Raw genomic sequence first — 26,026 nt, 5'->3', positions numbered from 1 at the left:
GATTTTCCTACAATCTAATTATCGCACCTTTACAAAGGAGGGATTATGAAGGATTTACTTAAAATACTAATAGGGTCTTTAATGATTACGACTGGCATGGGAACGGTAATGATTACGACTGGCCTAGGGGAAATTCTACCTGGCAATACCGACCCCCTAATAGTTATACCCATAGGATTTATCTTTTTGGGTCTAACCATCGGCGGTATATCCATTATTTTCTCAACCATCAAAAAAATAACTAACGCGCCTTAAAAAGACGCGTTTTATTTTCGTATTTTTTCCGTCACCCAAAATCCCAAATACTTGCCAAACATCAGGCGGGTTTGCGCGTCTATTGCCGGCAAAGACCCGAATATTATCAAAGTCACCGGTAAAAAAATCCACTGCAGGGCCAGAATAAGATAAGTATATCTGCCTTTTCCTGCCGGCGGTGGCGGCATCAGCAAAAGCCCAAAAATCGCCGAAACCAAAATACCAAGCATAGCCGCGACCATTAATTTTTCCAAGACCAAAGGAGCATTCTGAATAATTGCCTCGGTTTTAATTGTTTCTGACGCCACCAGCAAGGGTAATCGTCCTAAAACAAAAAGTAAAATCGGAGCGCTGGCCCACGAAAACATCCCCTCGGTTTGATTCCAGGTATATTTTATCTTTTTAAACAACGGGATTTTTTTATTACGCAGAAAATGATAAACCATGAAAGGAAAATTCTCTATACCCCAAGCCCATCTTCTCTGTTGCTTGTAGAGATTCTTAACGCTCTCCCAAATATTCCCCGCCATCACCGTATCCATGGAAATAGGAATGTGCATCGGCGCGACTGAATATTCTCCATCGTAATGTATAAGACATTGCAGAAAGATTCTGGAATCGTCGGAAACTATGTCTTTCTGCCAGAACCCAACATCCACCAACGCCTTGTAACTCATGGAATGGGAAGAAAAAGTAAATAATCGGTCGGGGCGAGCCAGCTCCGTCATCAGCCAAAAAGTAGTGCCGAAAGCGGTGATACGAGTGAAAAACAAAGCATTCCAGATATTGTTATTATAGAGAGCTACCGGTTGAAAAGAAGTGCGGGTGGGATTGGGGTGGGTGGCGTATTTATAAGTCAGACAAGAAAAATATTTCGGATGGACGCAGGTGTCACAATCAAAATAAGAAACAATGATTTTTTCATAGGGTATGCCCAACCCGTCAATAATTTTTTTAGATTCCCGGCCGGCATAATTGGCGTTTGAACCCTTGCCTTTGATTTCTCCAATCACTCCGTCGGGATGAACCGTCACTATAAATTTAAAAAATTTGCGGCCGTATTCTTTTTCTAAAATTTCGGCTTTGGGCAAAAAATCGTCCGCCTTCCTACCTTCGCCCGCCAAAACAAGAATAAATTTATCAAGCGGCATCTCGTTGGCGGTGATACTGTTTAGGGTGGTCCGAAGAACTTCCAGCGGCTCGCCGGCGGTAGGAATAAAAATCATATGATAATAATCGCGCCAATTGGAAAGTTCGTTTAGTTTGGCCATCCAATCGGTATTCACCTCGCACTTATATCTCCGCCAAGAATAAACCATGTAAAAAACAAAATAGGTCACGCGGAAAAGCCAGTAAACGGTAAAAACGATAATAAAGTAAACCACCCAAATCGGCCTGACAAAAGATAAGATGATTGATAAAATAAAAACTCCCCAAAGCAGAGCTCCCGGGAAAATTTCTAAAAGACGATATTTTTGCCTGTCAGTCAATGCCATAACACTAATAAATGTAACAAAAATCAAAGCTCTTGACAAGTCCTATTTTTTATGATAAGTTAAGGCGTTGGATAACCCAACCAGCCCCATCAGGGGTTAAAAATCAAGCTTTTTGACAACAAAGGAGGTGAGAAAGAATTGGGAAATACCGAGTACGTGGCGGAAGAAATGGCTAAGTACAAAGTAGAAAATCCGGTAATCTTTGAAATCCTTAGCCAAGCGCTGTTAGATAAAGGTTTTGTTAATAAACCAGAAGTGATGCTGTGTTTATTAAAAATCCTTGAACAAATCAAAAATCAAAGGATTTTAACGACCGAACTTATCATAACCCCAGAAACGAGTAAACGGGTCAACAAAGAAAACCAAGGTAAAAATCTCTATAGGGAATTTCTGAGAGAACTTGAAAAGTGGGGAAAGATAAACAAGGATTTGGCCATTTCCATTGGCATTGCCCTGACAATAGAAATCACTGCCACAAAAGACCAGGAAAAATCCCGGGAATATATGGGTGTCATTTTGAAAAACATTCGACTGGAATGCAAAAAATAAAACACCCAAACTGTAAAAATAGTTTGAGTGTTTTTTATTTTATCTAATAAATCTTACATCTTGAAACCCTCTATGGTTTTCCTTATCACGTTGTTTACTGCTTTTTCGAAAGCCTCGTTAGTTTGTCCATAGTTCTCCACGGACTCTAAATGAGTGGGCAGAGCGCGTCGTATAGCTTCTCTAAACCTATCTTCTTTTTTTATGCCGGTTTTACCTGTTTCCTCGCTAAGTAACCCCTTGGTCACAGGGTCTAACTGAGCAACCTTCATATTAATATAAGTGTCAATTTTATCGGGGTCATCTAGCATCTCCTGTGCCGTAGGTAATAATTGCTCAAGCTTGGCTTCTACAATTCTTGGCCTTTCAGATCTTGACCCTGAAGATTGTTGACTATTATTTGGCATAAATTCAAAACTCATAATTTTAACTTATTATTTATATAAATAATATAGCATAAAAAGCTGAATTTGTCAAGACACGTCAGTCGCGACCGACGTGTCAAGATTTCCGGCGGGTGATGTTTGGCTCTTTGCCGTAGAAAGGGGCGACTACCGTATCCCCTCCTTTTTTAATCTTGGCTATGCCCTTTTTAATAAGACCGCTTTGATTTTTCACTTCCTCCAAATTCATTCCAGCCACGGGGATACCCAAAGCGAAAGATAAAGTATTGGCTAAAACAACAGCTGACCGCAAACGGCTAAATCTTCCCGGACCGGTCACTACGATAATTCCTTTTATTTTTTCGGAAAAAAATTTGCTGGCCAATAATAATTTATCAACCAACCCTAACAACGATTCCCTTCTCTCCGCACCTTCCTTAATTTCCGCGGCTTTCAAAATTGTTCCAGTAGCGGAAATCAGCCCCGCCAGTAATCTCTCTTCTTCGGCTGTATTAATAAATAAAAACATAGCTTTTTATTTGCCCCACTTATCTACTAAAACTATCTTCTTGCCGTCCAGAATACCATATAAAAATCTATCCGTTATATTACGGCGATATTCAAATTCTTTCACCGCCATCAGTGTCACCCGCAATTCCATTCCCAGCTCCTTCTCAAATGTTCGCACTAATCTTTTCAATTTTCTTCTATCCATTTTGCCAACAATCAAAATATCGGTCGAGGAATTGTCCTGCCCGACAAAAACTCCGGATAAAGCCAAATAACTTAGGCTACCGAATTTTTTTAACTTTTTAATAAAATCATTCTCTAAAAGAACCTGTGCTTTGACCAAAAGATTTTTTAAATCTTTGTAAAGGATAAAACTTCTGTCCGCCTTAAAAAATTTCTTCTGGCTAGCGCGGCTCTTTTTTATTTTACCTCCCTTCTTTCCTTTACCCTTGCCCGGAGCCGACTCTTCCGCCGCTCCCCTATCCACCATAATGATGCCAATGGTTTCTAGGTTTTGCAATTCTCTTCTGATGGAATTAATCTGTAATTTCAAATAACGGCTAAGCTCCCGAACAAAAAATGGTTTATCCGGATTATTCAAAAACAGGCGCAATAATTTCACCCTGGCTTTTGAACCAAATAAGTGTTCAAGCATAAAATAAGATATTAACAAAGATTCTTTTACTTTTTAGCTATTTATATTATAATATAAATAAATGTGAATAACAAATACCACCCCAAAAATGATTAGACCCGCTGTCCAAATTGACCGTTTAATTATCACCTCCCCGCGAAGTCGTTCGACTTGCTATGCTTTTACTTCCAATATCACTCCCGATGAAAAAAATTCTCTCGGGAATCTTTTTGGTATCATCGAAATCAATTATCAGAGCAAAGACAGCCAAAAGATAATCAATACTATAATCGCTGAAATGGAAAATGCTTATTATGGAACCTTTAATAAATTGATGCTTAATCAACCGGCAGGAGCGACCCAACTTTATTTGGACGGGCTGGAAAATATAGAAACAATTTTTGAAGAATCCCTGCAAAAGATAAATCAAAAATTAACTCATTTGATAAAAGAGCAGAATCTCGATTTAGTTCCGGAAAAATTAAATGCTCTTATCGGGGTTATTAAAAATAAATATCTTTATTTTACAAACATTGGCCAAACCAATGCTTTTTTAATTCATAAAAAGAAAAATGACGATTACATCATGCTTAATGTCCTGGAAGGCGCGCCGAGTGAAAGCGAAAGATTAAACCTTATACGAATTTTTTCCAATATAATCAGCGGGAAAATCAATTCTGAAGATTCTTTACTGTTTTGCACTTCCGCTTTACTGGATTATTTCTCTTTGGAAAAACTTAAAACTACGCTCACCACCCTAACTGTCACTTCGGCTCTTCAACAATTGAAAAATCTGCTTAACGAGGCAAACCCCAATGTAAGCGTGGCGGCGATTGTGGCCAAATTAAGCGACCAAAGGGAAAAACCTTCAAACCAGCCATCTAAACTGACCTCCCAGACATCTATCGCCCAACTCCTTGGCACCGAAGAAAAAACCAAAGAATTCCTCTCTCCCTCTCTATTGTTGAACATCCGGAGGAATTTATCTAGAACATCTGGAATTTTAAATATGCGGAGCAAAATTTTCGTGAAAAAACTCCTGGAAAAAATCAAGGAATATAAAAAAGAATATCACACCGCCCGACAAAAAAAATTAAAAACCAGACAACTGCGAAAACAGCAATGGCTCTTGGAACAAAGAAAAATTGAAGAAGAAAAGAAAATGTTGATTTTAGAGCAAAGTCAAAAAATCACTATTGACGGGGAGGAGCAAAAAATAACTGCGGATGCGGTAGCGACGGAAATAATTCCCGAGCTGACTGAAATTCTCCCGAATAAACCCGGAAAAATTGCCCTTTTATGTGGGAACGTCTACGGCCGATTATTTAAGCTGGCCGGCTTTTTAAAAATTTCTTTCTTTAATGGCTGGCTGTGGATGGAAAAAACCGTTAAAAAAACAGCTGATGCGGAAAAAATCAGAAAATTCTCTCCGGCCCATATTATTGACAATGAAAAATTAAAAACGAAAACTAAAGAATTTGGGGAAAAATTCGCAAGATTACTGTATTACCTGAAATTTAAATTTAAACAATTGCCGCGCACCAGCCAAATTTTGCTTATCATAACTATTGTCTTGGGGATACTCTTTATTAGCAGTATCGCCGTTCTTTCTTTAAAACAAAAAAGTGAAGAATCTGCAATCGCCTACAATGACCAATTGCAAGAAATAGAAAATAAGAAAAACGCCGCCGAAGCAAGTATCATCTATAACGACGAAAATAAGGGTCGGGGCTTGCTTTGGGAAGCGAAAAAATTGGTTGAAACCCTCCCTGCTGGGCAAAAAAAACAAAGGGAAACAAAATCTAATCTTCTTGATGAGCTAAATGTCTTATTGGAAAAATTGAGAAAGGTGGAAAACATCTCTGCCCCAATAGTAGTAGCTGATTTTAAAACCGTTGACCCGACGATTCAATTATTTAAAATTATTGCCAGCGGCAATAAACTTTTCACTTTTAACCCCTTTAATAACGTGATCTATCGGCTCAATCTCGGAGCGGAAAATACGATTGATATTTTAAAAGAAAGCTCTACTTCACTCGGGCATCTTAATTTAGCTATAAATAAAAATGAAAACACAATCCTTTTTTACCGCAGTAACCGCAGCCTCGTAGAATTAAACATCAAAGATAATACCCTCAAAGATGTAGCTATTAACCTAAATAACAGCAGCGCGGATATTAAAGAAATGTCTCTCTATAATAATAGACTTTACTTATTGGATACTTTTAATCGCCAGATTTTCCGCCACAATGAAGCTTTGGACGGATACGCCCGCGGCAATGCCTGGATAAAAGATGAAACGGTAAACCTTGACGGCCTCGTTTCTTTCGCGGTAGACGGCGGCGCCTATGTACTCAAAAATAACGGCGAAATATTAAAATTTCTAAGCGGCTATAAACAAAAATTTGAACCAACTCTGCCTGACCCCGCTTGGGCCAATCCTTCTAAATTATGGACTTCCGCAAAGTCAAGCTACCTCTATGTTCTTGAACCCCCAGAGAAAAGATTGCTTGTTTTTGATAAAAACGGAAAGCTGACGGTTCAATATTATTCCGACAAATTTAACGACCTGAAAGATTTTACCGTTGATGAAACATTAAAAAAAATCTACCTGCTAAACGGAACGCAAATTTACAGTATTAATGCTACTCACTTAAAATAACCAATTCAAAAACTCTCCCGAGTATTCGGGAGAGTTTTTGAATTGTAAACTTTATTAACAATCTTATTTCAGGGCCACTTTGGCGCCGGCTTCTTCCAATTTCTTCTTCATTGTTTCAGCATCGGCTTTAGCGACTCCTTCTTTAACAACCTTCGGGGCTCCATCAACCATATCTTTAGCATCTTTTAGACCAAGACCAGTAACTTCACGAACCGCCTTGATAACGGCAATCTTATTGGCGCCAGATTCAGTTAATTCCACATTAAAGGAATCTTTTTCTTCCACGGCCGGAGCGGCGGCTCCCGGCATAGCGCCGACCATCGCCACCGGAGCGGCGGCGGAAACGCCGAACTTGTCTTCTAAAATTTTAACCAGCTCAGCTAAATCCAAAACGGACATTTTTTCGATTTCCCCAACTAAAGATTTAAACTTTTCGGGAACAATAACTTCTTTTTTTTCTTCGCTCATATGTTTTTTGTTAGTTAATTATATGATTAATTAGTTTTTTGATTTTTAATAGCGTTGAGCACGTTCGCTAAACCGCGTAAATTACCCGCGAGAACATTGACAAACCCGCTCACCGGAGCCTGAATACTGCCTACCATTTTAGCCAATAATTCTTTCTTTGAAGGCAACTTGGCAAGACCTTTGACTTCTTCGGCGGTCAAAATCTTATTTTCTAAAATACCGGATAAAAATTTAACCTGCTCGTGGTCTTTGGCAAAAATGTCTAAAATCTTAGCAGCGGCTACTTCGTCTTTTTCGGAAAAAGCCACGGCAATTTCACCGTCTAAGGGAAGATTAAAGCCGGCCTCATCTAAAGCTTTCTTTAACAAGGTCTTTTTGGCTACGCCGTAAAAAACCCCCTCCTTGCGGCATTTATTGCGTAAATCAGTTATGTCCTTAACGGTTAAACCGGTAAATTTGGCAAAAACAACCGCTTTAGCGGTGGCTAATTTATCTTTAAAACTTTTTAAAATTTCCTGTTTTTTTTGTTTAGTTTTGGGCATATTTTTATGGATTAAAAATAAAAAATCTGCGGAAAAACCACAGATACTAAGAATATCTTCTGCTAACCTCGGCAGGGTTTGGGTTTAATCCCGAACGCTCGGGACCCCGCTGTCTGTGGTTAAAAATTAACTAAATTATTAACTTTTAACTTATTATAACAAACCCTAAAAATCTGTCAAGACCAGTCAGTCGCGACTGACTGGTCAAGACCCATCGGTCGCGACCAACGGGTCAAGCGATTTAAAAAAGCGTCATTTTAGACGCTATAATCAACCCCCGGCTTAAATTTCGCCCGACCAGTCATCTATTTAATTACCGACCCCTTGAAACTTTTCCCGCCCAAACATCTTTCTAAATTAACAAAATTCCGGCCATTTAAAAACACCGCTCTTATTTTTTTCTTTTTCCCCAACTGGCTGGCAATGGGGTCAAACGGCAGATTGGACCCCGGCACCCATTTATTCCCGACTATTTTCAGATATTCTCTCCATGACAACTCTTTTTGGGGGCGGGCGGTTTTATATTTCAGGGGATTTTTATCGTAAATAAAATCAACATTGGATAAATTAACAACGGTTTTAATTTTAAATTTGTCTGCTAAATATACGGCATCATAATCTGTTGACCACCCCGGTTTCCAGCCGGCGGCTACCAAAACTTTTTTAGACCATTTTATCGTGCCATTAAGATTAATGGCTATTTGGTCTTCGCATAAATTACCGAGGGCGATTTTCACTAACGAAGCATTGGCTCGCGTCGCCATTATCCCCGCCCAATCAAGGTCAACATCGCTGGCGGTTTTTATCTTTCTGACAACCTCCTGATAGTTTCGCGCTAAAACTCCGCCACCGACGACAATAATGAATTTCACGTTTCTCTTAGTTTGCGCAACTATAAAATTTCTGAATTTTCTCAAAAAATTGTCATCAATCCCCGACTTGGTATACACCAAAGAACCGCCCAGGGAAATAACTACTTTTTTAGATGGCATATTTTATTCTCTCTTTCTTTTCTCTGCTCCCTTTGTGCGGTGTTTCTTCAACCGGCAAACTCGCTTTTTGGGGCTTATTGGCCAAAAAACGCGACGGCATCCGATAAGCGACCTCTTTTTTGTTTAAATTTCGGCGCGAATGGTTTTTCATAATCAACGGCAAATAATTTTAATCTTCTTTAAAAATCCAATTAACAGCTAAAGAAATAATCCACAAAAGCAAGGCCGCCCACAGAGCTGAACCAAAATCCGCTATATAAAAACCTTTAACCATAGTGCTGGCTAACCACAACATCAGGGCATTGATAATAAAAGTAAAAATCCCCAGACTCAAGATATTTATGGGCAAAGTCAGAATAATAACCAGCGGCCGGATGAGCGCGTTAATCAGTCCGAGAATCAGGGCGGCTATCAAAGCCGAATAAAAGCTGGCTACTGCCACGCCGGGAATCAAATAAGCCGCTAAAATAAGGGCGGCGGCGTAAATCATCCAGCGCAAAAATAATTTCATAAACTATAATTTATTTTTTAATTCTTTGGACAAGGCATCGTACCACGAACAAAAGGGGCAAGCGGCAGACGGCTCCGGAATCTGGCCGCGTAAAATTTTAATCCCCTCCTCTATTCTCTTTAAAGTATTTTTGGTATTGGTTTTTAGTGTTTCCACGTGGATAATCATCGGGAAACCATTGTGCAGTTTTTCACTATGGTCGGGATAGAAATAAATAAGATGACCGATGCCGCTCGCCGGTTTCCCGTTTTTTTCCAAGAGAAAAGCGTAGGCGTCCAATTGCTCCTGATAAGCCGGCAAGGTTTCTTTTTCGCGCGGGTCGGAACTGGAAGTTTTGTGGTCCACCGGCGTATATTTACCGTCCTTACCGACTAAACATTCGTCCAGCTTGCCGTAAAAACCATAATCATTATCATAATCATAAAAATATATCTCCTGAAAAGGATTTTCTAATTTACCTTTCACTTTCCCCTCAATCATCGGCGGCAATTCTCCTAAAGGCCGATAAAGGTCAAAATAATTCTTAATAACATTGTCAAATCTGTTAGCCAAACGGGAAACTATTCCTTCGGGCTGGTAAATTCCTTTGTTATATTGCAGCCAAAAACACCTAGGACAACGTTCCTTGCCGGAAAGTCCGCTATGCGACAGCCATTTTTTCTTTTTCTTTATAGACATAATTATTTTAACTTTTTAAACTTCTGAATCAACTTTTTATACTCCCTGAGCAAACGATGGCCCCACTCATTGCTTAAAGACAAATAAACATTCTCATGAAATTTAATCTGTGCACTTCGCCCGCCGTGAAATTTTTTCCATAAATTTTGACCGGATTTTTTGTAAGTCTCGCAAAAACAGCTTAAATTATGAATTTTGTCGGCAGCCACGACCGCCTTGGCTCCGCTGGGAGCAAACCTTAATTTTTTTATGTATTCTTCCATTTTTTCCTCCCAAAACAGTCGATTGTTATGGGTAGCATATTCTACTATTTCTACAACGTCTTCCCCTACTTCTTTTATCATTTCCTCTTTGCTAAAATTAGTATCCTCAAAAACATCGTGCAGAATCCCCGCGGCCACAACTTTATCATTAAATCCTTCTTTTAATAAAATCATTCCCACCGAAATCGGATGGAAAATAAATGGCAACTTTTTGTTGTCTTTCCTTTTTTGATTGCCATGCGCCATCACCGCAATTTTCACGGCTTTTTGTATCAAATCGTACATAAAAAGTATTTAGTTATAATATCATTTATCGGCCGGCGGAGCAATTATAAAATAATCCACAGTATTATTGGGAGAAATAATAAAATATGGTATAATTACCCTGCGTTTTAAAAAATAAAATTAAACCTATGTTGAAACTAGGCGGCGGAAAGAAAATCTTCAAAAAAATAAAATTAAACTCCGGAAAAAATAATAAAAAAATCTCTCTGACCAGCGGAGCAATTATCATTCTAATCGCGCTTAATATCGGTCTGCTTTTTTGGATGGCGCTCCTCACCAGACAACTTCACATCGTTTCTAATTATTTTGCCGAAACTGCGGAGCAATACTACTCCCGCTACTCCGAACAGCAAAAAGATATTAACTCACAGAATAAAAAACTCGGAACACTGGCAGAGCCGACAACTAATAACTCCGCTTCAAATGCTCCGCAAATTTACACCAATGACATTTATAAATTCACCGTCCAATATCCAAAAAATTGGACTTACGCGAGTTCCACTTTTGACCCGGAGACTATCGCTGAATTTTATCCAAAATTAAAAATCGGGGGCGAGGGGACAATAAAATTTACTATCAGCCCGGAGAAAAGTTTAGAGGAGGCGGCAGAAAAAAGCTTGTTAACCGAAAATAAGGACTGGAAACTTTCTTCCAGCGAAAAAATTACTATTAATGGTTTCGACGGGCTGGAAGCATTTTATAAAAATAAAAACGGCCAAATCTTCGCGCACTACTTCTTTAAAATGGCCGACAAAATAATGGAAGGCGCTTTGGACAGCGACGACCGGGGATATAAAAAAGTTTTTGAAGACATGGTGGCTGGTTTAGAAATAAAATAAAAAGAAAAAGAACGTAGAGGAAAAGGAGAGTAAGAGAAATTTGGAGGGGAAACTATTAAGCTTAAAAAGCTTAAAATATTTTTTTGTGAGAGAAAACTCTCATGAAAAAATGTTTCCTTTAAATTTCTATATTGTTTTTTTACTCTCTTTCTACGTTCTTTTCTAAATTTTGACCCTCCTTCTCGGGGGGAAAATTTTGTGGGCTTAAGTAATGTGCAAATCCGTTATAGAGCCGGAAAAGGCTGAATAGCAGAAAAGACAAAACATAAGCTTTGACCCCCGAAGGGGCATCCCTCTCGGGATGGAAACTTAGCTATATTTTCTCTATTTATAGCCAAATTTTCATCCCAAAAGAGTGCTTTCCGCTAATCTTAGCCAACTAAATTTTCCAGGCACTATAACGTTATATCATAGCATGTTTTGAAGGATTTGTCAAGACCCGTCAGTCGCGACTGACGGGTCAAGACCCTGAACACTTTCAGCATCAAGGGTTCAAGGGTAAAATATAAAAAATCTCCCCCGTTTAACGGGGGAGATTTTTTTAGTAATATCTTATTTTAATCCCACTATTTCTTCCCAGGGATAGGCCGCATTGGTAAAGTGGCCATAAGCGGCTGTGGGTTGATAGATTGGTCTTCTTAACCCTAACCTTTCAATAATTGCTCTTGGCCTAAAGTCAAAATTTTTCTTAAGAACTTCCGTCAAATCTTGGCCGCCGGAAGTTTTAGCCACAAGCATCAAAGGGTCTTCTTTGCCGATAGCATAGGCTACTGAAACAAGACAACTTTTGGCCAACCCACTGGCCACTATATTTTTAGCGGCAAAGCGGCACATATAAGCGGCGCTTCTGTCAACCTTGGAGGGGTCTTTGCCGGAAAAAGCCCCGCCACCGTGAGGCAAAAGCCCACCGTAAGTATCTACCATTATTTTTCTGCCAGTGAGTCCGGTATCAGCCATAAAACCTCCGGTGACAAAACTGCCGCTGGGGTTTATCAAAATTTCAATCTCGGACAAATCGCCAACTAACGGCTCTATCAAACCCTTGATTAGTTTTTCTCTAATATCACCCTGACTCATATTATCTTCATGCTGGGTGGAAACCAAAACTGTTTTAATTTTCCCGTCGGCAAAAGTGGCTTGAGTTTTCCCGTCCGGCCGTAACCAAAAAAACTCCGGGTCATTTCTTCGCAAATAAGCCAAACGGCGAGCTAAATTATGAGCTAAAATTATCGACTTTGGCAAATACTCCCCCGTCTCCATGGTCGCATAACCATACATAATCCCCTGGTCCCCCGCTCCGCCAAAATCAACCCCCCGACCAATCTCCGGCGACTGCTGAACAATATGAGAAATAACTTCCAGCTCATCGTTATAACCGATTTTTTTATAAACCTCCCGAGCAATCTGTTCTGGATTAAAATTCGCCTCACTCGTCACTTCCCCGCCGATTACCAAAAGACCGTGGGCGCCAAAAGTTTCCACCGCCACGCGCGAGTTCGGGTCCTGCCTCAAACAGGCGTCTAAAATGGCGTCGGATATCTGGTCGCAAACCTTGTCGGGATGGCCTTCCGTCACGCTTTCCGCTGTTTTTAAATACATAAAGATATTCGCTTATAAATAAAAACTTCTGTTCATCTTAACCCGGCTTCAAAAAAAAGTCAATAAAACCCCGTTCCGAATTTATTCGGCAACGGGGTTAGCGTTTTTTAAAGGTCGTGGGAAATTGATTTGAGATAGCCGTAAGCAGTTTCAAAATCGTGCTGGCTTAAAAATTCATAAACGGAATCAAACCTGTTCCAGAAAGAAACTGTAAAAACTTTCTTTATAAATCCTTCGTCGCTTATCTTGCCCTTGATTCCTTTTTCAAATTCTTTCACTTTCTCTTTCGCTTGGAGAAAAAATTCTTTGCGGTTTTCAATGCCCTTTAAATTCTCGCCCTTAAACCACCAGATTATCCGTTCTAAATCGCGCTGGCGCAATTTGCATAGCGCGCCATTGCGGGTCAGAGAAATTTTCTGGCGGAATCCTTCGTAATCTTCATTGAGAAAAGCTGATAAAGCCCCCGATAAATCCAGTTCGCAATAATAAGCAGTAGCGGAAAAAGGCGCTACTTTTATATTATCAAGCTGGGCTTTAAATTTTCTCAAATCCTCAATTATTTCTTTCTGTCCGGAAAAAAATTCTGCTTCTTTGGAATTTAAGATGCGGGAAGTAAACTGTTCGGTTTCGTCAAAAACCCCGACTGACTCTTTAATGGTTTGGAGAAGAATTGTCTCCCAAAAATGAAGTTTTTCGGAGATTCGGTAAACTTCCTTGATTCTCGCTTCAAGACGCGCCCGGGCCGCCGAAAGTTTAGCGCTAGTCGCCGAAGGATTAATTCTCCCTAAGCTGTCAATTACGTCAAAGCTCTTTTCTATATAATCCCTCGCCTCATTCTTTAAAAGATTGCGGGATTTTGACAGACGGAGGTAGAGATTCTCTATGGATTTATTGATTTTTTCTTTTTCTTCATCGGATAGCGAGGAAAATCGCAAAATATCCGCAACCGCTTCGCGTAAATCATTTATAATATCTCCCAATTCTTTCTTCTCTCCGCCGCTCAGTTTTGTCTTACCATAACCAATCACCGCCGTCCTCTTACTGCGTAAGGCCTCATAAGCTCCGTAAGGAAAAAATTGATAATTACCCAAATTTGGTATTAAAATAGTCCCCCGCCCTATCTCAATCGTCTCTCCCCCGTTTTTAATCGCCCGGGGCTTAATAACAGCAAAAATGTTGGTATTTTCCAAAGACACAGCGTCAAATTTCTTTTCACCGTAAGCAGTTCTAACGACTATTTCCATTCTTAACCCTCCTTATTTTGATTGTTATTCAATTTTCAAAGAAATCTCTACAATTTATACCAAAACCGAAAAAATGTCAAGAAGGTGTTGACAAAATTTCACTATTATGCCAAAATATAATGAAACTTGAACTTTAACAACCAACATAAAGAGGTGAGAAATGAACCAAAAAGAAAAAATTGTTTCCTGGATTTTGTTTGGAATATTTCTTATAATTATGATTCCTTGGGGTGAAATTTCGAATCGTATAAAGGAAAACCAAAAAATCCGCGAAGAAAAAATCGCCGAGGCCGGCGAAACCATTATCCAGGCAGAAAAACTTTTTGAGCGCGTTCAAAATAACGTCAAAAAAGAAAGTTACACTGCCGAAATTTTTGCTCAAGATATTTACGACCTGAGAAAAACGGAAAGTGAGTTGAAATACCTCGAGGGCTACATGACGCTACCGCAGGGAAATCTCTACTACAAAAAATCTATAGCATATGTAAATTATCTTGCGGATACTTCCCTTGACCGACTTAAAAAAAATTACGAGGCTTCTATGGAGAATGGCAATAACTGGTGGAAAATGTATAATGACATTGCCATAGCAAGGGAAAAACTAGAGATCGTACCGAGGGTTAGCGACGGCATACTTAAAACTATAGGCTGGTGGTATTTATGTTTTATTCCTTTCGCTTTTCTGATACTTTGTTGCCGACTTTTTTATTCTGAACGCTATTCCCTGAAAGAAGAACTAATACTGGCTCCGCAGAAGATTATGCTAGCTTCAATCGTCTGGATACTTGGGCTATCGTTCTACCCGGATGGAACTCCGACTTTAGAGAAAAAGATAAACTCCTTATTAAGCAAAATGTTCCCTGACAAATTGCCGTGGGGATGCTCCAAAGAAGAAGTTTTGTTAGCGGAAGAAATCGCAAGGGTCCCATTAGAAAGAATTGACAAAGTTGTTGAAGAAGCAACTAAAGTACCCGAATTAGCAAAAACTCAAGCCCGTACAGCAATAACCGTCACTTCCCTTTTCTCAACACTTTTATCTCCCATCTTCGCCTATGCCGACGATGTAATCACCACCGTGTTTTCTGGTAGTGGCAATGGCAATGCCATGTCTTTCCAATATGAGCACTCCGAGAAATCATGGCAAACTAACGCCGCCTTTCAACTCACAGGAAACTCAATAAACTTGCTAGGTGGACCGCGATTTACCGTTAACGGTTTCTCGTTTAAACCGGAGATTGGCGGAAAAATCAGCACAGAAGAAAAGCTCTCGCTTAATACGGGAGTAGCCGGATTTAAAATAATCGGAGAGAAAGAGGGGGTGAATATCTGGTCTATCAACAAATATTTTCTGAATTTTAAGGAAAAAGCACAACACGCCCTCTCACAAGAATTTGCTCTTCACTACTTTTTCACCACACCAATTGCCGCCGGATTTGGCATCTGCAACAACTGGACACCTTTCGCCCAAGAAAAAGACAGGGGTATAAGCGGAACACTAGGGCCAAGATTGCTTTTCAAGATATCCAAAAACTTGCCCATGCTTGAAGCGGCACTAGGACTTGATTTTTTAAATCAATTCCAGCCCAAAGAATTCCGTCTAATGGCATTTTTCGCTTTTTAACTTCAAAAAACAAAAGACCTCCGAATATTCGGCGGTCTTTTTTAATTCTAGCTCCTTATTTTAAATATCTACTTTTATTAGCCAAGTGCTCTTCGTAAGTGACGCTGTAAATAACTTTGTCATCGGGCGTCGTTAAAAAATACCAATAGTCATTCGGCGTCGGGTTAATCGCAGCTTCAATGGCCGCTAAACCCGGGTTGCAAATCGGCCCCGGGGGTAAACCGCGATAACGATAGGTATTGTAAGGAGAGGCGATATTAATATCATCGTATGTCGGCCTCTCCGTATTTTTATGAGTGATGTAATTGACGGTGGCATCGGATTGCAACGGCATACCGATTTTTAACCGCCGACCAAAAAGATAAGCGACCATTTTTTTATCCGCGTCGCTTTTAACTTCTTTTTCAATAATACTCGCCAGCGTCATAATTTCGTGAACGGTTTTGCCTTGATTCTTTATTTGCCCCTGAAGTTCCGTAGTTAATTTTTGCCCCAAATTATTAAGCGCTTTTTTAATAACCTCTTCCGCGGAGGAATTTTTATAAATTCTGTAAGTATCCGGAAAAACATATCCTTCCAGACCCACGCCCGTGGGTTTGCTTGATAAAAAATCATACTCGCCGCTCAAATCAGCTTCTGCGGATTTATAAAAATCCTCTGCCCTGGAAATTCCTTCTTTTTCAAGATATTCTCCGATATCACGCAAAGTCCAGCCCTCAATTAAAGTGATGACACGCTCATTGCTTAAAGAACTCCCTGAAACCAATTTGCTGGTCAATTCTTTTATGCTTAATCCCTTGTTTAAGCGATGCTCGCCGGCCTGGATATTTGTTTCCAACCCCTTCGCCCAAATAAAAAATTCAAAAACAAGCTTGCTTCTGACAAGCCCAGCGTTACTTAAATCTTGGCTAATTTTGTTAACTCCGCTGCCTTCCTTAATCATAAAACTTGCCTCCTCCCCGGGACGTGACGGCGCATAAATTAAAATGAGTCCGTAAATGATGGAAAGAACCGCGAAGATAAAAATAATCCGCCCAAGCTTGGCTAAAAACTTCATAAAAATTTTATAAATATTTTTTAAGTTTTTGTTTTTTTAGTTCTGCCACCACCTTTTTCACCTCCTGCGCCCGTTCTTGCGGACAGATTAAAATGGCGTCGCCGGTTTCCACGATAATATGATTTTTAACTCCCACTGTGGCAATTAATTTTTTGCTAAAACTTAAAACGAGATTCCCGCCGCTGTCAATCCCGATATATTCTCCGTTCGCGACATTTTCCCCCTCTTTTTTGGCTAAAATATCTCTGATTGTCCGCCAATGACCCACGTCCGACCAACCGAAATCCGCCGGTATCACCAGCATTTCTTGACCGATTTTTTCCATAATGCCGTAATCAAAGGAAATCGGTTTAATTTTCCGAAACTCTTCTCTGATAATTTTTTCTTCATCTTGACCGCCCAGGGCCTTATAGATATTCATCAATATATTATACATTTCCGGCAAATGCTTTTCATAAAGGTCCAATAGATGGTCAACCCTGAAAACAAAAATTGCCGGGTTCCAAAGATAATCCCATCTTTTAAAATATTTTTTAGCCGTTTCCAGATCCGGCTTTTCCACAAATTTCTCTCCGTAAAAAACCGCATCCTGACCGATTTTTCTCCACTGCCGACCGAGCTTGATATAACCATAACCCGTCTCGGGATAACTCGGATTAATGCCAACGAGAACAGCTCGTTCCGGATTCTCGCTTGCCACCCGTTCAGTCAACTTTAAAATTCTGACATACTCTTTGGAGTTTTTAATATGGGCGTCGGAATTAACTGTCACTAAAATATTGCGCGGATTATCATGATAAAGCTTCAAAGCGGCCAGCCCAATAGCCGCGGCCGTGTCTTTTCTCTCCGGATCCAAAATCAGGTTGACCAGATGTAAATTCGGCAGCTGCCTTTTTATATATTCTCTGTATTTTATATTGGAAGAAACAAAAATATCTTCTTTTTTAAAATCACCAGCCACGCGCTTCCAGGTCGCCTGAAGCAAGGTGTCTTTGCCGATTAGAGGATGGATTTGTTTGGGAGAATTTATGCGGGAAATGGGCCATAAGCGCGTGCCGCCGCCGCCGGCCATAATCACGAGTTTCATTTGGCCGCGGCGATTATTCAAAAAATCTTCCGCCTGCCTTAATAAATTTTTAGTATTAGAATACCCGGCTCTTCTCATCGCCTCTTTATAATCAACCCAAATATACCCCTTGTGTTCCGGCGGAGAAACCGTAATATTTTTTTCTTTGGTCTCGGCTAAAAAATATACAATGTCTTTATTAATATTTTTCTGCTTATTAACAAAGCCGCCGCGAACTTTAAACCCGGAAATGAATTTTAGATTTTTTAAACCTGTCTCTTCCTGAATTTCTCTTTTCGCCGCCACCACGTCCGTTTCCCCTTTTTCTATATGCCCACGTGGCAAACTCCAATAGCCATTCGTGGAATACAAAAGCAGATATTTTCTCCGACTATTGGCTTTTCTAAAAATAACCGCTCCGGCTGAATATTCTTTTTGATTCATATCTTAATTATTTTAATAATTTTAACATTTCTCCCAAGGGATAAGTATTAATGACATCTTCTTTTCTCGCCCAGCCCTTGCGCGCTTCGGCGATGCCCAATTCCATAAACCATAAATGGTCAACGGAATGAGCGTCCGTGCTGATTTCCAGTTTCACGCCAGCGCGCACCGCTTCCCTGATTCTTTCCGCCTCCATATCCAAACGGTTAAAATGGGCGTTGATTTCCAAAATCGTTCCGGTGTTTTCGGCTGTTTTAAAAACTCGCGGCCAGTCCATCGCGTAGCCCTCGCGCCTTTGAAGCACTCGCCCGCTCGGATGAACTATCACATCAACATTGGGATTACGCATGGCTCTTTCCATCCGCCGGGTCATCTCTTCTCCGCTTTGATTAAAATGCGAATGAACTCCCGCTAAAACTATATCCAATTTGTTTAACACACTATTCTCGATATCCAAATTGCCGTCTTTTAAAATATTGACTTCCACTCCCGCCAAAACTCGCATCCCTCTCAAGCGCCGGTTGATTTTCTTGATAGCCTCAATGTATTTTAAAATTCTTTTCTCGTCTAACCCATTAGCCATGGCCAGATATTTGGTATGGTCGGTGATGGCAATATATTCATAACCGATTTTTTTCGCCGCCATCACCATTTCTTCCAAAGAATTATGGCCGTCGGTCCAATTGGTGTGGAGCTGTAAATCGCCGCGAATATCTTTATAGGAAATAAGTTTGGGCAATTTGCCGGCAGCGGCGGCCTCTATTTCTCCGTTATTCACGCGCAATTCCGGTTCAATATAAGGCAAACCCAGGGTGGCATAGACATCTTTTTCAGTTCTGCTCGCCAAACACTTGCTCCCGCGAAACACCCCGTACTCGCTGATTTTCAAGCCCCGGCTTTTAGCCAAACTGCGCAAAGCGATATTGTGGTATTTATCACCGGTAAAATGATGTAAAACTGAACCATACTGGTTTTCCCGCACTACTCGCAAATCCGCATCCAGGCCATTATTTAATCTTACGGACGACAAAGTTTTACCCTTATCGTGAATCTCCGCCACCTCTGGCAGAGAAACAAAAAAATCCATCGCTTTTTCTGGATTGCCGGAAGCGGCGACAAAATCAAAATCGCCGATAGTCTCTTTGCGCCGGCGCACTGAACCCGCCACGGCCGCTTTCTTAACATAACCTAATTTATTAAGACGACTCTCAATTTCTCTCGCCAAGGGCAACGCCTGCCCCAAAAGCTTGCGCCCTTTGCTCTTTTTTAAAAATTCTACACCGCGCAAAATGTTTTCTTCTGATTTTTCTTTAAACCCCGGCAGGCGGTGAATTTTCCCCGCCCGAGCCGCTTTTTCCAGCGAAGCAAGGTCTGTGATTTTTAGACGACGATAAAGCTCCTTGGCCACCCTTGGCCCCACGCCTTCAACGGCAGTAAGTTCTTCAATTTTAATGGGTATCTGCCGACGCAAATCATTATAATACCTAACCTTGCCGGTTTTAATATATTCTTCAATCTTCCTAGCCATGCTCGCGCCGATGGCTGGCAGGGCTTCCAGCGCTTTAACCCCGCCCCTGTTATAAACATCCTCCGCGCTTTCATCTAAGGACTCTAAAAACTGGGCGGCCTTGGCATAGGCCCTTGGTTTAAACGGTATTTCATCCATCTCTAAATAATCGGCGACGTTATAAAAAATTTGAGCCAGCTGTTGATTAATCATCTTGTATTTTGGGCTTAGCTATGCTATAATTATAATAGAAAAACAAAAAAGATTCAAAGAATCCGGCGGGAAAGAATAAAAAAACAAAAATGAAAAACAAAAACAGCCAATTTTTAAAATTAATTTTACCTGCTCTAATCTTATTGGTATACTCAAGCGGTATACTTTTTTTATCCCCGCCAGTCGCGAGAGCGGATGTTAAAGAACAAAATCTTACGGCATCAATCAATGGCCTTAGAATCCAAAACAGATTATCCCCGCTTCAAGAGAATGAAAAATTAAACCGCGCCGCCCGGGCCCGGGCGGAAGATATGTTTAAAAGGCAATACTTCGCCCATCAATCGCCCAAAGGGCAAACTTTCATTGATGAACTATTAAAAGAAGAGTATTATTTTGAATCAGCTGGAGAAAATTTAGCGCAGGATTTCCGCGCTGAAGATAAATTGCTGGAAACCTGGCTTAATAGTCCGGCTCATAAACAAAATATCTTTAACCCAGAATTTGAAGAAACTGGAATTGCAAAAGTTGAAGGTATTATCGATGGCCAGCAAACAATTTTGGTGGTTCAAATTTTTGCCAAACCTTCTACCCAAAAAAATGACACTTTCATCTTTATTAATAATACTAAAAAACAAAATAACGTTTTAGGGGCTTACATCTCGCCTAATTTTGGCCGCCAGTGGAAAATTTTTGACTGGCTGCTCCTTGGCTCCATCGTTGTCGGCGCGGCTTGTTGCTTAAGAAAAACTTTTAAACATTATTGAAAATACTAATTATGTACGACATTTTAATCGCCACCTTAATCGCTGGTTTCGGCGCGCAAGTATTAAAAATTTTAATTGAAACAATCCAGGGCAAAAAAACCTGGAAAGACCCGTTTGTCTACGGCGGAATGCCTTCTTCCCACGCCGCTTTTGTCGGAGCGCTGGTCACCGGGGTAGGAATTGCCGACGGCCTTAATTCCACTACCTTTGCCATTGCCCTGATTTTTGCCATTCTCGTTATCCGCGACGCCGCCGGACTGCGCCGCCGCGTGGGTTATCACGGCATAGTTCTTAAAAAATTAATCGCAGACGTCAGAGATAAAAGTCAATTTCCGGAAATCACCACCCGCTTGGGCCATACGCCGCTGGAAATCACTGCCGGATTGGCCTTAGGATTTATCGTCACTTATTGGTGGATGCTATTGAGATAAAAAATAAAATAATAAAAACCGCTCAAATTATCAAGCGGTTTTTTAATAAAATTTTTCCTTCTTTAAACTGCGCATTAGGGGCCTAAAGAACTAGCCCAAAGAACTACCACTTGCGGACAACGAACGCGAAACCATCGTCACGACCCCACTTGTCGCCACGACTGTCGGAGCACGTACGCAACCAACAACCATCATCGTGCTGGTGCACACTCAGAAGGCGCTGAATGCCAAAGGAATCTTTGATGGGTTTGTGCATGGCAACAATCCACCGAAACCCCATGGCTTCCAGCTCCCCATCCGTAAACATCTCGCGGATGAGACAGGCGATTTCGGCGTTGGGTTCGGTCAGGTGGCGGCGGTCTGCCTCGGCGCAAATATTCTTCGTGAAGCGCTCGTTGTCATTGAACAGCCTTCCCCTGAGCACCGCAATCTCGGTCGTGACGCCTTTTGTGGGCTTAAAGTCCGACGAGCATAACACGTCCTCGGCATAGTTGCTCACACGGAAGCCTTTCTTTATCAAGCGTCTAATCCACTCTTCGCCGGTTGTGCCGTCAGAGGTCACCGAGAAATAGATAACGCCGTCTTTTTCGCGCCAACGAGGCTCCTTGGACACGATTTTTGCTTGACCGCGAACTACCTTGCGAACATCAGAAAGCTTTTTGTAATTCCGCAGACTTGTCACGTCTCCAGGCTGTAATGTACAAAACATTTCAATATATCACATTTTGACAATTTCGTCAAGACCCGTCGGTCGCGACCGACGGGTCAAGTTTAAAATTACAGCTAAATTACAGTAGTTGGTTCAATCTTTAAGATTGAACCAACTAATTTTAATATCCAATATCTCTTATTTCTATCTCCCCTATTGTTTTTTCAACTATTTCTTTAATATTCAAATTTTTTTCCGCCCCTCCCACTTCTTTCAAATCCGCTCTTGTTTCCGGATGGCGCGGTGCGAACAGCGAGCAACAATCGTCAAATGGTTCGGCGGAAATATCGTGCGTGCCGATTTTTTTAGCCAAGTTTATAATTTCCTCCTTATCCCAGGAAACAAGCGGCCGGTAAATCGGCAATGACACCGCCGCGCCGATGGCCAACATATTTTCCAATGTCTGCGAGGCCACTTGGCCCAAATTATCGCCGGTGACAAGCCCTAAAGCTTTTTCTTTTTGGGCTATGGCTTCGGCTAATCGCAACATCATCCGGCGATATAAAACAATCCTTAATTTTTCCGGCGCGTTGGCAAAAATCTCTTTTTGAATATCTAAAAACGGCACAAGATATAATTTGGCGCCAAACTGATAATGGCTCAAAATTTTAACCAACTCTCTGACTTTTTCCAAGGAACCCTTGGAAGTATTCGGGTAACTGTGAAAATGGACAAAAATAATTTCCGCCCCGCGCCGCATCATCTGCCAGGAGGCCACGGGCGAATCAAATCCTCCGGAAATAAGGGAAACTAGTTTGCCGGCGGTACCCACAGGCAATCCGCCCGGACCTTTTATTTTGTCAAAATAAATAAAAACGTAATCGTTGACTATTTCTATATGACAAGTGATATCCGGATTTTTTAGATTAACTTTTTTATCACCAAGAGATTCAAAAATATAACCGCCGACTTCCCGCTCTATTTCCAAAGATTTCAGCGGGAAATTCTTAGTACCCCGCCGCGCTCGCACGGCAAAAGTTTTAAAATCCCGATTTTTTAAAAGACGCAGCGACTCTTTTTTAATAGATTCCAAATCGGACCTAACCAAATAAGCAAAAGAAAAATAAGCAATACCAAAAACGCGCGATAACTTTTCACTCACTTCCGTTTCATCTTGCCATTCTCCAGTCAAGAGCAATCTCCCAAAAATATTCTTAATCCTAACATCAAAATCGCCGAGGGCCATTTGGATGTTGCAGATTAGTTTCTTCTCAAAAAAATCCCGATTGCCCCCTTTCAACCCAATTTCACTGTAATGTATTAAAATATGTTTGACCATGTTTTAGTTATATAAAAAATCCGGACGTTAGTCAACGCCCGGGGGTTCTTTTCAAAAATAACATTCCTATTTTTGGCAAACCGGGCAAAAACACGAGCTTCTGCCGCCTAGCTTTATTTTTTTAATGACTCCCCCGTCCCCGCGACGGCACTTGGCTCCGGCCCGCCCGTAAACTTTAAGCAAGGGCACAAAATTACCCTTTTCCCCTCTCGCGTCTACGTAGGTGTTGAAAGAAGTCCCGCGATTCTTAATGGCTGACTGTAAAATCTTTTTTATGCCCTGAAAAAGTTTTTTAAAATCCGCTGCCGACAAACTCGCCACTGTCCGCGCTGGTTTCACCTTGGCAAAAAAACAAATCTCGTCAGAATAAATATTGCCAATGCCGGCAATCAGCTCCTGCCTCATTAAAACTTGCTTGATTTTTCCGCGGGGATATTTTTTTACAAGCTCAATAAATTTCTTCAAAGTGAACTCTTTCTCCAATGGTTCTATCCCTATCCCCGCCTCAATTTTTTCCGATCCTTTTCCGTCCACCAATTTTATATAACCGAACTTCCGCACGTCATTAAAATACAAAATACTTTTATCATTAAAATAAAAAATGGCGTGTGTGAATTTATTCGGCAAATCTCTCTCCCCCGTGATCGGATGCCCGCCGGCGGTAATTTTCGCTTGGCGGACATAAACCAGCTGGCCGGTCATTTTCAAGTGGAAAAGAAGAAAAATCCCGCCGTTTAATCCCATAATCAACATTTTAGCGCGTCTTTCTATCTTTTTAATCTCACGGCCCTTTACCTTCCTTCTGACAGAATTAAAATTGGGGGTAAACATTTTGGGATTATCGGTGGCGATATCCCTTATCTTTTTACCCCTTAACTTCAAATCTAAATCACGGCGTATAGTTTCCACTTCCGGAAGCTCCGGCATAATAATAAATTGAACTTAAAAATTTATATCCCTAATTCTTTTTTAAATATCGCGTGATAAATATCGCGACGGCTCACTATTCCTAAAACTTTCCCCTCCTCGTCAACCACCGGCAAACGATTTAGTTTGCGGGAAAGCATAATAGCTCCGGCCCTCATTACTGCGTCATCAGGGCGGAGTGTAATCACCGGCGTTTTCATAAATTCTTCCACTTTTTTATCCTTAACCGCTTGAGCGCGACTCTCCATATCCTCGTAATCAGTAGATAATTCCGGATTTTCATAATAATCATTATACTGCGGATAAAGCAAACGATAAATGTCTTTTTCTGAAACAAAACCAACTAATTTTTCGCCAGCCATTACTAAAATCCCGCTAATCTGCTTTTTAAACAATGTCTGAGCTACGTCTTTAAGCGTAGCGCCCACTTTGATAGAAACAATGTCATTTTTCATTATGTCTTTAACTTTCATAAATATTTGATTATTTATTAAGTAAAGATTTGCCCTTCATTTCTTTCGGCTTTTTTAGATTCATCACCTTCAAAATGGTCGGGGCGACGTCAATTAAACTCCCGACTGGTTTTACCAAAGAAAGGTCTCCACCGGGCACTTCCACTCCGCCGGTTCTGCCTTCGTAAGCATCGCCGACAATCAGAAAAGGAACCGGATTGGCGGTATGGGTCTTTTTCGTTTGGCCGGTGCCGCTATGTAAAATTTCTTCGGCATTGCCATGGCTACCAACAATAAATAACACCCCATCTTTAGATAAAACTGTTTCTTTTATTTCTCCGATGCATTTATCCAAAACTTCAATCCCCTTTTTGGCCGCCTCCAAATCCCCGTAATGGCCGAGCATGTCGGCGTTGGCAAAATTTAGAACTATAAAATCCTCTTCTCCTTTGTTAATGGCGCGTATCACTCTGTCTTTTATTTCCCGAGCGCTCATCGCCGGCTCTTCAATACACGTGGAACCCTTGGAAGGAATTAGCTCCCACTCCTCTCCCTTTACCTTTTCCTCGTTAAAAGCGTCAAAATAATAAGTGGCGTGGGCGTACTTTTCGCTTTCGGCAACATGAAGCTGCTTCAATCCAGCCTCGTTTAATTCTTTGGCTAAATAATGTCTGGCGACTTCACGGGGGAAAGGCAAAGAAAGCGCCAGCCCCCTGTCTCGGCTCCAAAAAGAAACCAAATGAAGATTTTTTAACGGCTGTTTTTTAAAACTGTTGAATCTTTTATCAGCAAACGCTTTTATTAATTGTTCAAGACGGCTAATTCCGAAATTAAAGAAAATTACCGCATCATTATCTTTTATCTTTCCCAACGGCGTCCCCTGAGCATCAGTAAAAACAATTGGCGGGATATCTTCATCGTAAATTTTATTTTCATAAAAATTTTCAATGGCGGAGATAGCGTCGTTGAAATTTTTCTCGCTTTTCCCTTCGCTGATGGCCCGATAAGCTTTTTCGGTTTTCTCCCAATGGCCATCGCGGTCTAGGGCGTAAGAACGCCCACAAAGAGAAGTGATTTTCGCTTCCGGCGGCATCTTTTGCAGTAATTCCTTGATAAAATCTTCTCCGGAATTAAAAGCCACATCCCGACCATCTAAAAGCGCATGGATAAAAATTTTTCCTTGCCAACCCACGGAGCGCGCCATATCTAAAAGGGCGTAAAGATGTTCTTTGTGGCTTTCCTTACCGCCGTCACTTAAAAGCCCGACTAAATGAAGGTCGGAATTATGTTTTGCGGCATGTTTAAAAGCGCCGAGTAATTTTTTGTTTTTTAACAAAACGCCTTCCCTTATCGTTTTGCTAATCCGTACTAAATCTTTATAAAAAATCCGCCCGCTGCCGATAGTAGCATGACCGGCTTCCGAATTACCCGCCTCCCCTTCACCCAAGCCAACCACCTCGCCGGAAGCTTTCAAAACCATGGCTGGATATGAATTAACCATTTTATCAAAATTGGGGGTATCGGCCTCGGTAATGGCATTGCCCGCGCCCGGCGGAGCCACTCCCCAACCATCAAGAATAATGAGAACAATCGGTTTTGGAATTTTTATTACTTCATTCATAGATTAGCTTAGAGCTTATGGACTACCG

The 26,026-nt window shown here is 41.0% G+C and carries 28 protein-coding genes and 1 other annotated feature; of the genes, 7 read left to right on the top strand and 21 right to left on the bottom strand.

Annotated elements, in window-relative coordinates:
- Positions 1-45: 45 nt before the first annotated feature.
- Positions 46-255, top strand: coding sequence for a hypothetical protein (locus PHG22_01110; protein MDD5490378.1), 210 nt, complete (start codon positions 46-48; stop codon positions 253-255).
- An 11-nt stretch (positions 256-266) separates the two neighbouring features.
- On the opposite strand, the gene PHG22_01105 is transcribed toward PHG22_01110, so the two are convergent.
- Positions 267-1,751, bottom strand: a complete 1,485-nt coding sequence (locus PHG22_01105; protein ID MDD5490377.1) for a glycosyltransferase family 2 protein — start codon at positions 1,749-1,751, stop codon at positions 267-269.
- 168 nt (positions 1,752-1,919) lie between these two features.
- Here PHG22_01105 and PHG22_01100 point away from each other — a divergent pair, with 168 nt between their 5' ends.
- Positions 1,920-2,300, top strand: a complete 381-nt coding sequence (locus PHG22_01100; protein MDD5490376.1) for a hypothetical protein — start codon at positions 1,920-1,922, stop codon at positions 2,298-2,300.
- Positions 2,301-2,353: 53 nt separating this feature from the next.
- On the opposite strand, the gene PHG22_01095 is transcribed toward PHG22_01100, so the two are convergent.
- From PHG22_01095 to PHG22_01085, 3 genes are all read right to left on the bottom strand, one after another.
- Positions 2,354-2,719: a hypothetical protein gene (locus tag PHG22_01095; GenBank protein MDD5490375.1), complete on the bottom strand. Its 366-nt coding sequence runs from the start codon at positions 2,717-2,719 to the stop codon at positions 2,354-2,356.
- Positions 2,720-2,798: 79 nt separating this feature from the next.
- A complete protein-coding gene (locus tag PHG22_01090; protein ID MDD5490374.1) occupies positions 2,799-3,209 on the bottom strand; it encodes a hypothetical protein in 411 nt (136 codons plus the stop codon).
- A 6-nt stretch (positions 3,210-3,215) separates the two neighbouring features.
- Positions 3,216-3,845 (bottom strand): hypothetical protein, encoded by a 630-nt coding sequence (locus PHG22_01085; protein ID MDD5490373.1) that lies wholly within the window; start codon positions 3,843-3,845, stop codon positions 3,216-3,218.
- Between the two features lie 88 nt (positions 3,846-3,933).
- On the opposite strand from PHG22_01085, the gene PHG22_01080 reads away from it, so the two are divergent.
- The gene (locus PHG22_01080) at positions 3,934-6,486 is read left to right on the top strand and encodes a hypothetical protein (protein ID MDD5490372.1); all 2,553 of its coding nucleotides are present in this window, start codon (positions 3,934-3,936) and stop codon (positions 6,484-6,486) included.
- A 63-nt stretch (positions 6,487-6,549) separates the two neighbouring features.
- Here PHG22_01080 and rplL read toward each other — a convergent pair whose 3' ends face one another.
- The 7 genes from rplL to PHG22_01045 form a co-directional block, all read right to left on the bottom strand.
- Complete coding sequence (gene rplL, locus PHG22_01075; GenBank protein ID MDD5490371.1) at positions 6,550-6,954, bottom strand: 50S ribosomal protein L7/L12; 405 nt, start codon at positions 6,952-6,954, stop codon at positions 6,550-6,552.
- Positions 6,955-6,980: 26 nt separating this feature from the next.
- On the bottom strand, positions 6,981-7,496 hold the full coding sequence (rplJ, locus tag PHG22_01070) for a 50S ribosomal protein L10 (GenBank protein ID MDD5490370.1): 516 nt from the start codon (positions 7,494-7,496) through the stop codon (positions 6,981-6,983).
- Positions 7,497-7,505: 9 nt separating this feature from the next.
- Positions 7,506-7,633 (bottom strand) — a sequence feature (ribosomal protein L10 leader region).
- 168 nt (positions 7,634-7,801) lie between these two features.
- A complete protein-coding gene (pyrH, locus tag PHG22_01065) occupies positions 7,802-8,488 on the bottom strand; it encodes a UMP kinase (GenBank protein MDD5490369.1) in 687 nt (228 codons plus the stop codon).
- Positions 8,478-8,639: a hypothetical protein gene (locus PHG22_01060; GenBank protein ID MDD5490368.1), complete on the bottom strand. Its 162-nt coding sequence runs from the start codon at positions 8,637-8,639 to the stop codon at positions 8,478-8,480. Before PHG22_01060 ends, pyrH begins: the two co-directional genes overlap by 11 nt.
- Positions 8,640-8,657: 18 nt before the next feature.
- Positions 8,658-8,999: a phage holin family protein gene (locus PHG22_01055; protein MDD5490367.1), complete on the bottom strand. Its 342-nt coding sequence runs from the start codon at positions 8,997-8,999 to the stop codon at positions 8,658-8,660.
- Between the two features lie 3 nt (positions 9,000-9,002).
- The gene (locus tag PHG22_01050; GenBank protein MDD5490366.1) at positions 9,003-9,677 is read right to left on the bottom strand and encodes a PD-(D/E)XK nuclease family protein; all 675 of its coding nucleotides are present in this window, start codon (positions 9,675-9,677) and stop codon (positions 9,003-9,005) included.
- A gap of 2 nt (positions 9,678-9,679) precedes the next feature.
- Complete coding sequence (locus tag PHG22_01045; protein ID MDD5490365.1) at positions 9,680-10,225, bottom strand: HD domain-containing protein; 546 nt, start codon at positions 10,223-10,225, stop codon at positions 9,680-9,682.
- A gap of 128 nt (positions 10,226-10,353) precedes the next feature.
- Between PHG22_01045 and PHG22_01040 the strand changes: the two genes are divergently transcribed.
- Entirely contained in the window at positions 10,354-11,064 is a 711-nt protein-coding gene (locus PHG22_01040; GenBank protein ID MDD5490364.1) for a hypothetical protein, read from the top strand.
- 552 nt (positions 11,065-11,616) lie between these two features.
- Here the strand turns inward: PHG22_01040 and metK are convergent.
- Together metK and PHG22_01030 are read right to left on the bottom strand one after the other, a co-directional pair.
- Positions 11,617-12,663: a methionine adenosyltransferase gene (metK, locus tag PHG22_01035; protein MDD5490363.1), complete on the bottom strand. Its 1,047-nt coding sequence runs from the start codon at positions 12,661-12,663 to the stop codon at positions 11,617-11,619.
- Between the two features lie 107 nt (positions 12,664-12,770).
- Positions 12,771-13,907, bottom strand: coding sequence for a hypothetical protein (locus tag PHG22_01030; GenBank protein ID MDD5490362.1), 1,137 nt, complete (start codon positions 13,905-13,907; stop codon positions 12,771-12,773).
- 160 nt (positions 13,908-14,067) lie between these two features.
- On the opposite strand from PHG22_01030, the gene PHG22_01025 reads away from it, so the two are divergent.
- Positions 14,068-15,528 (top strand): hypothetical protein, encoded by a 1,461-nt coding sequence (locus PHG22_01025; protein MDD5490361.1) that lies wholly within the window; start codon positions 14,068-14,070, stop codon positions 15,526-15,528.
- Between the two features lie 55 nt (positions 15,529-15,583).
- On the opposite strand, the gene mltG is transcribed toward PHG22_01025, so the two are convergent.
- The 3 genes from mltG to polX are packed head-to-tail and all read right to left on the bottom strand — an operon-like array spanning position 15,584 to position 19,815.
- Entirely contained in the window at positions 15,584-16,585 is a 1,002-nt protein-coding gene (mltG, locus tag PHG22_01020; protein ID MDD5490360.1) for an endolytic transglycosylase MltG, read from the bottom strand.
- A 7-nt stretch (positions 16,586-16,592) separates the two neighbouring features.
- Entirely contained in the window at positions 16,593-18,095 is a 1,503-nt protein-coding gene (locus tag PHG22_01015; GenBank protein MDD5490359.1) for a sugar phosphate nucleotidyltransferase, read from the bottom strand.
- 7 nt (positions 18,096-18,102) lie between these two features.
- Entirely contained in the window at positions 18,103-19,815 is a 1,713-nt protein-coding gene (gene polX / locus PHG22_01010) for a DNA polymerase/3'-5' exonuclease PolX (GenBank protein MDD5490358.1), read from the bottom strand.
- An 89-nt stretch (positions 19,816-19,904) separates the two neighbouring features.
- On the opposite strand from polX, the gene PHG22_01005 reads away from it, so the two are divergent.
- Both PHG22_01005 and PHG22_01000 read left to right on the top strand, forming a co-directional pair.
- Positions 19,905-20,579, top strand: a complete 675-nt coding sequence (locus PHG22_01005; GenBank protein MDD5490357.1) for a CAP domain-containing protein — start codon at positions 19,905-19,907, stop codon at positions 20,577-20,579.
- An 11-nt stretch (positions 20,580-20,590) separates the two neighbouring features.
- Complete coding sequence (locus PHG22_01000; GenBank protein ID MDD5490356.1) at positions 20,591-21,010, top strand: divergent PAP2 family protein; 420 nt, start codon at positions 20,591-20,593, stop codon at positions 21,008-21,010.
- A gap of 103 nt (positions 21,011-21,113) precedes the next feature.
- Here PHG22_01000 and PHG22_00995 read toward each other — a convergent pair whose 3' ends face one another.
- The 5 genes from PHG22_00995 to gpmI all read right to left on the bottom strand — a co-directional run bounded on the left by PHG22_00995 (position 21,114) and on the right by gpmI (position 25,998).
- Complete coding sequence (locus PHG22_00995) at positions 21,114-21,719, bottom strand: hypothetical protein (protein ID MDD5490355.1); 606 nt, start codon at positions 21,717-21,719, stop codon at positions 21,114-21,116.
- A 121-nt stretch (positions 21,720-21,840) separates the two neighbouring features.
- Entirely contained in the window at positions 21,841-22,998 is a 1,158-nt protein-coding gene (gene thiI / locus PHG22_00990) for a tRNA 4-thiouridine(8) synthase ThiI (GenBank protein MDD5490354.1), read from the bottom strand.
- 66 nt (positions 22,999-23,064) lie between these two features.
- The gene (mutM, locus tag PHG22_00985; GenBank protein ID MDD5490353.1) at positions 23,065-23,925 is read right to left on the bottom strand and encodes a bifunctional DNA-formamidopyrimidine glycosylase/DNA-(apurinic or apyrimidinic site) lyase; all 861 of its coding nucleotides are present in this window, start codon (positions 23,923-23,925) and stop codon (positions 23,065-23,067) included.
- A 23-nt stretch (positions 23,926-23,948) separates the two neighbouring features.
- Positions 23,949-24,398, bottom strand: coding sequence for a CBS domain-containing protein (locus PHG22_00980; protein ID MDD5490352.1), 450 nt, complete (start codon positions 24,396-24,398; stop codon positions 23,949-23,951).
- Between the two features lie 10 nt (positions 24,399-24,408).
- A complete protein-coding gene (gpmI, locus tag PHG22_00975; GenBank protein MDD5490351.1) occupies positions 24,409-25,998 on the bottom strand; it encodes a 2,3-bisphosphoglycerate-independent phosphoglycerate mutase in 1,590 nt (529 codons plus the stop codon).
- Positions 25,999-26,026 lie beyond the last annotated feature (28 nt).

The organism is Patescibacteria group bacterium (assembly GCA_028716045.1).
Taxonomy (GTDB): domain Bacteria; phylum Patescibacteriota; class Patescibacteriia; order JAQUQO01; family JAQUQO01; genus JAQUQO01.
This window is presented reverse-complemented; position numbering and strand designations above follow the sequence as displayed.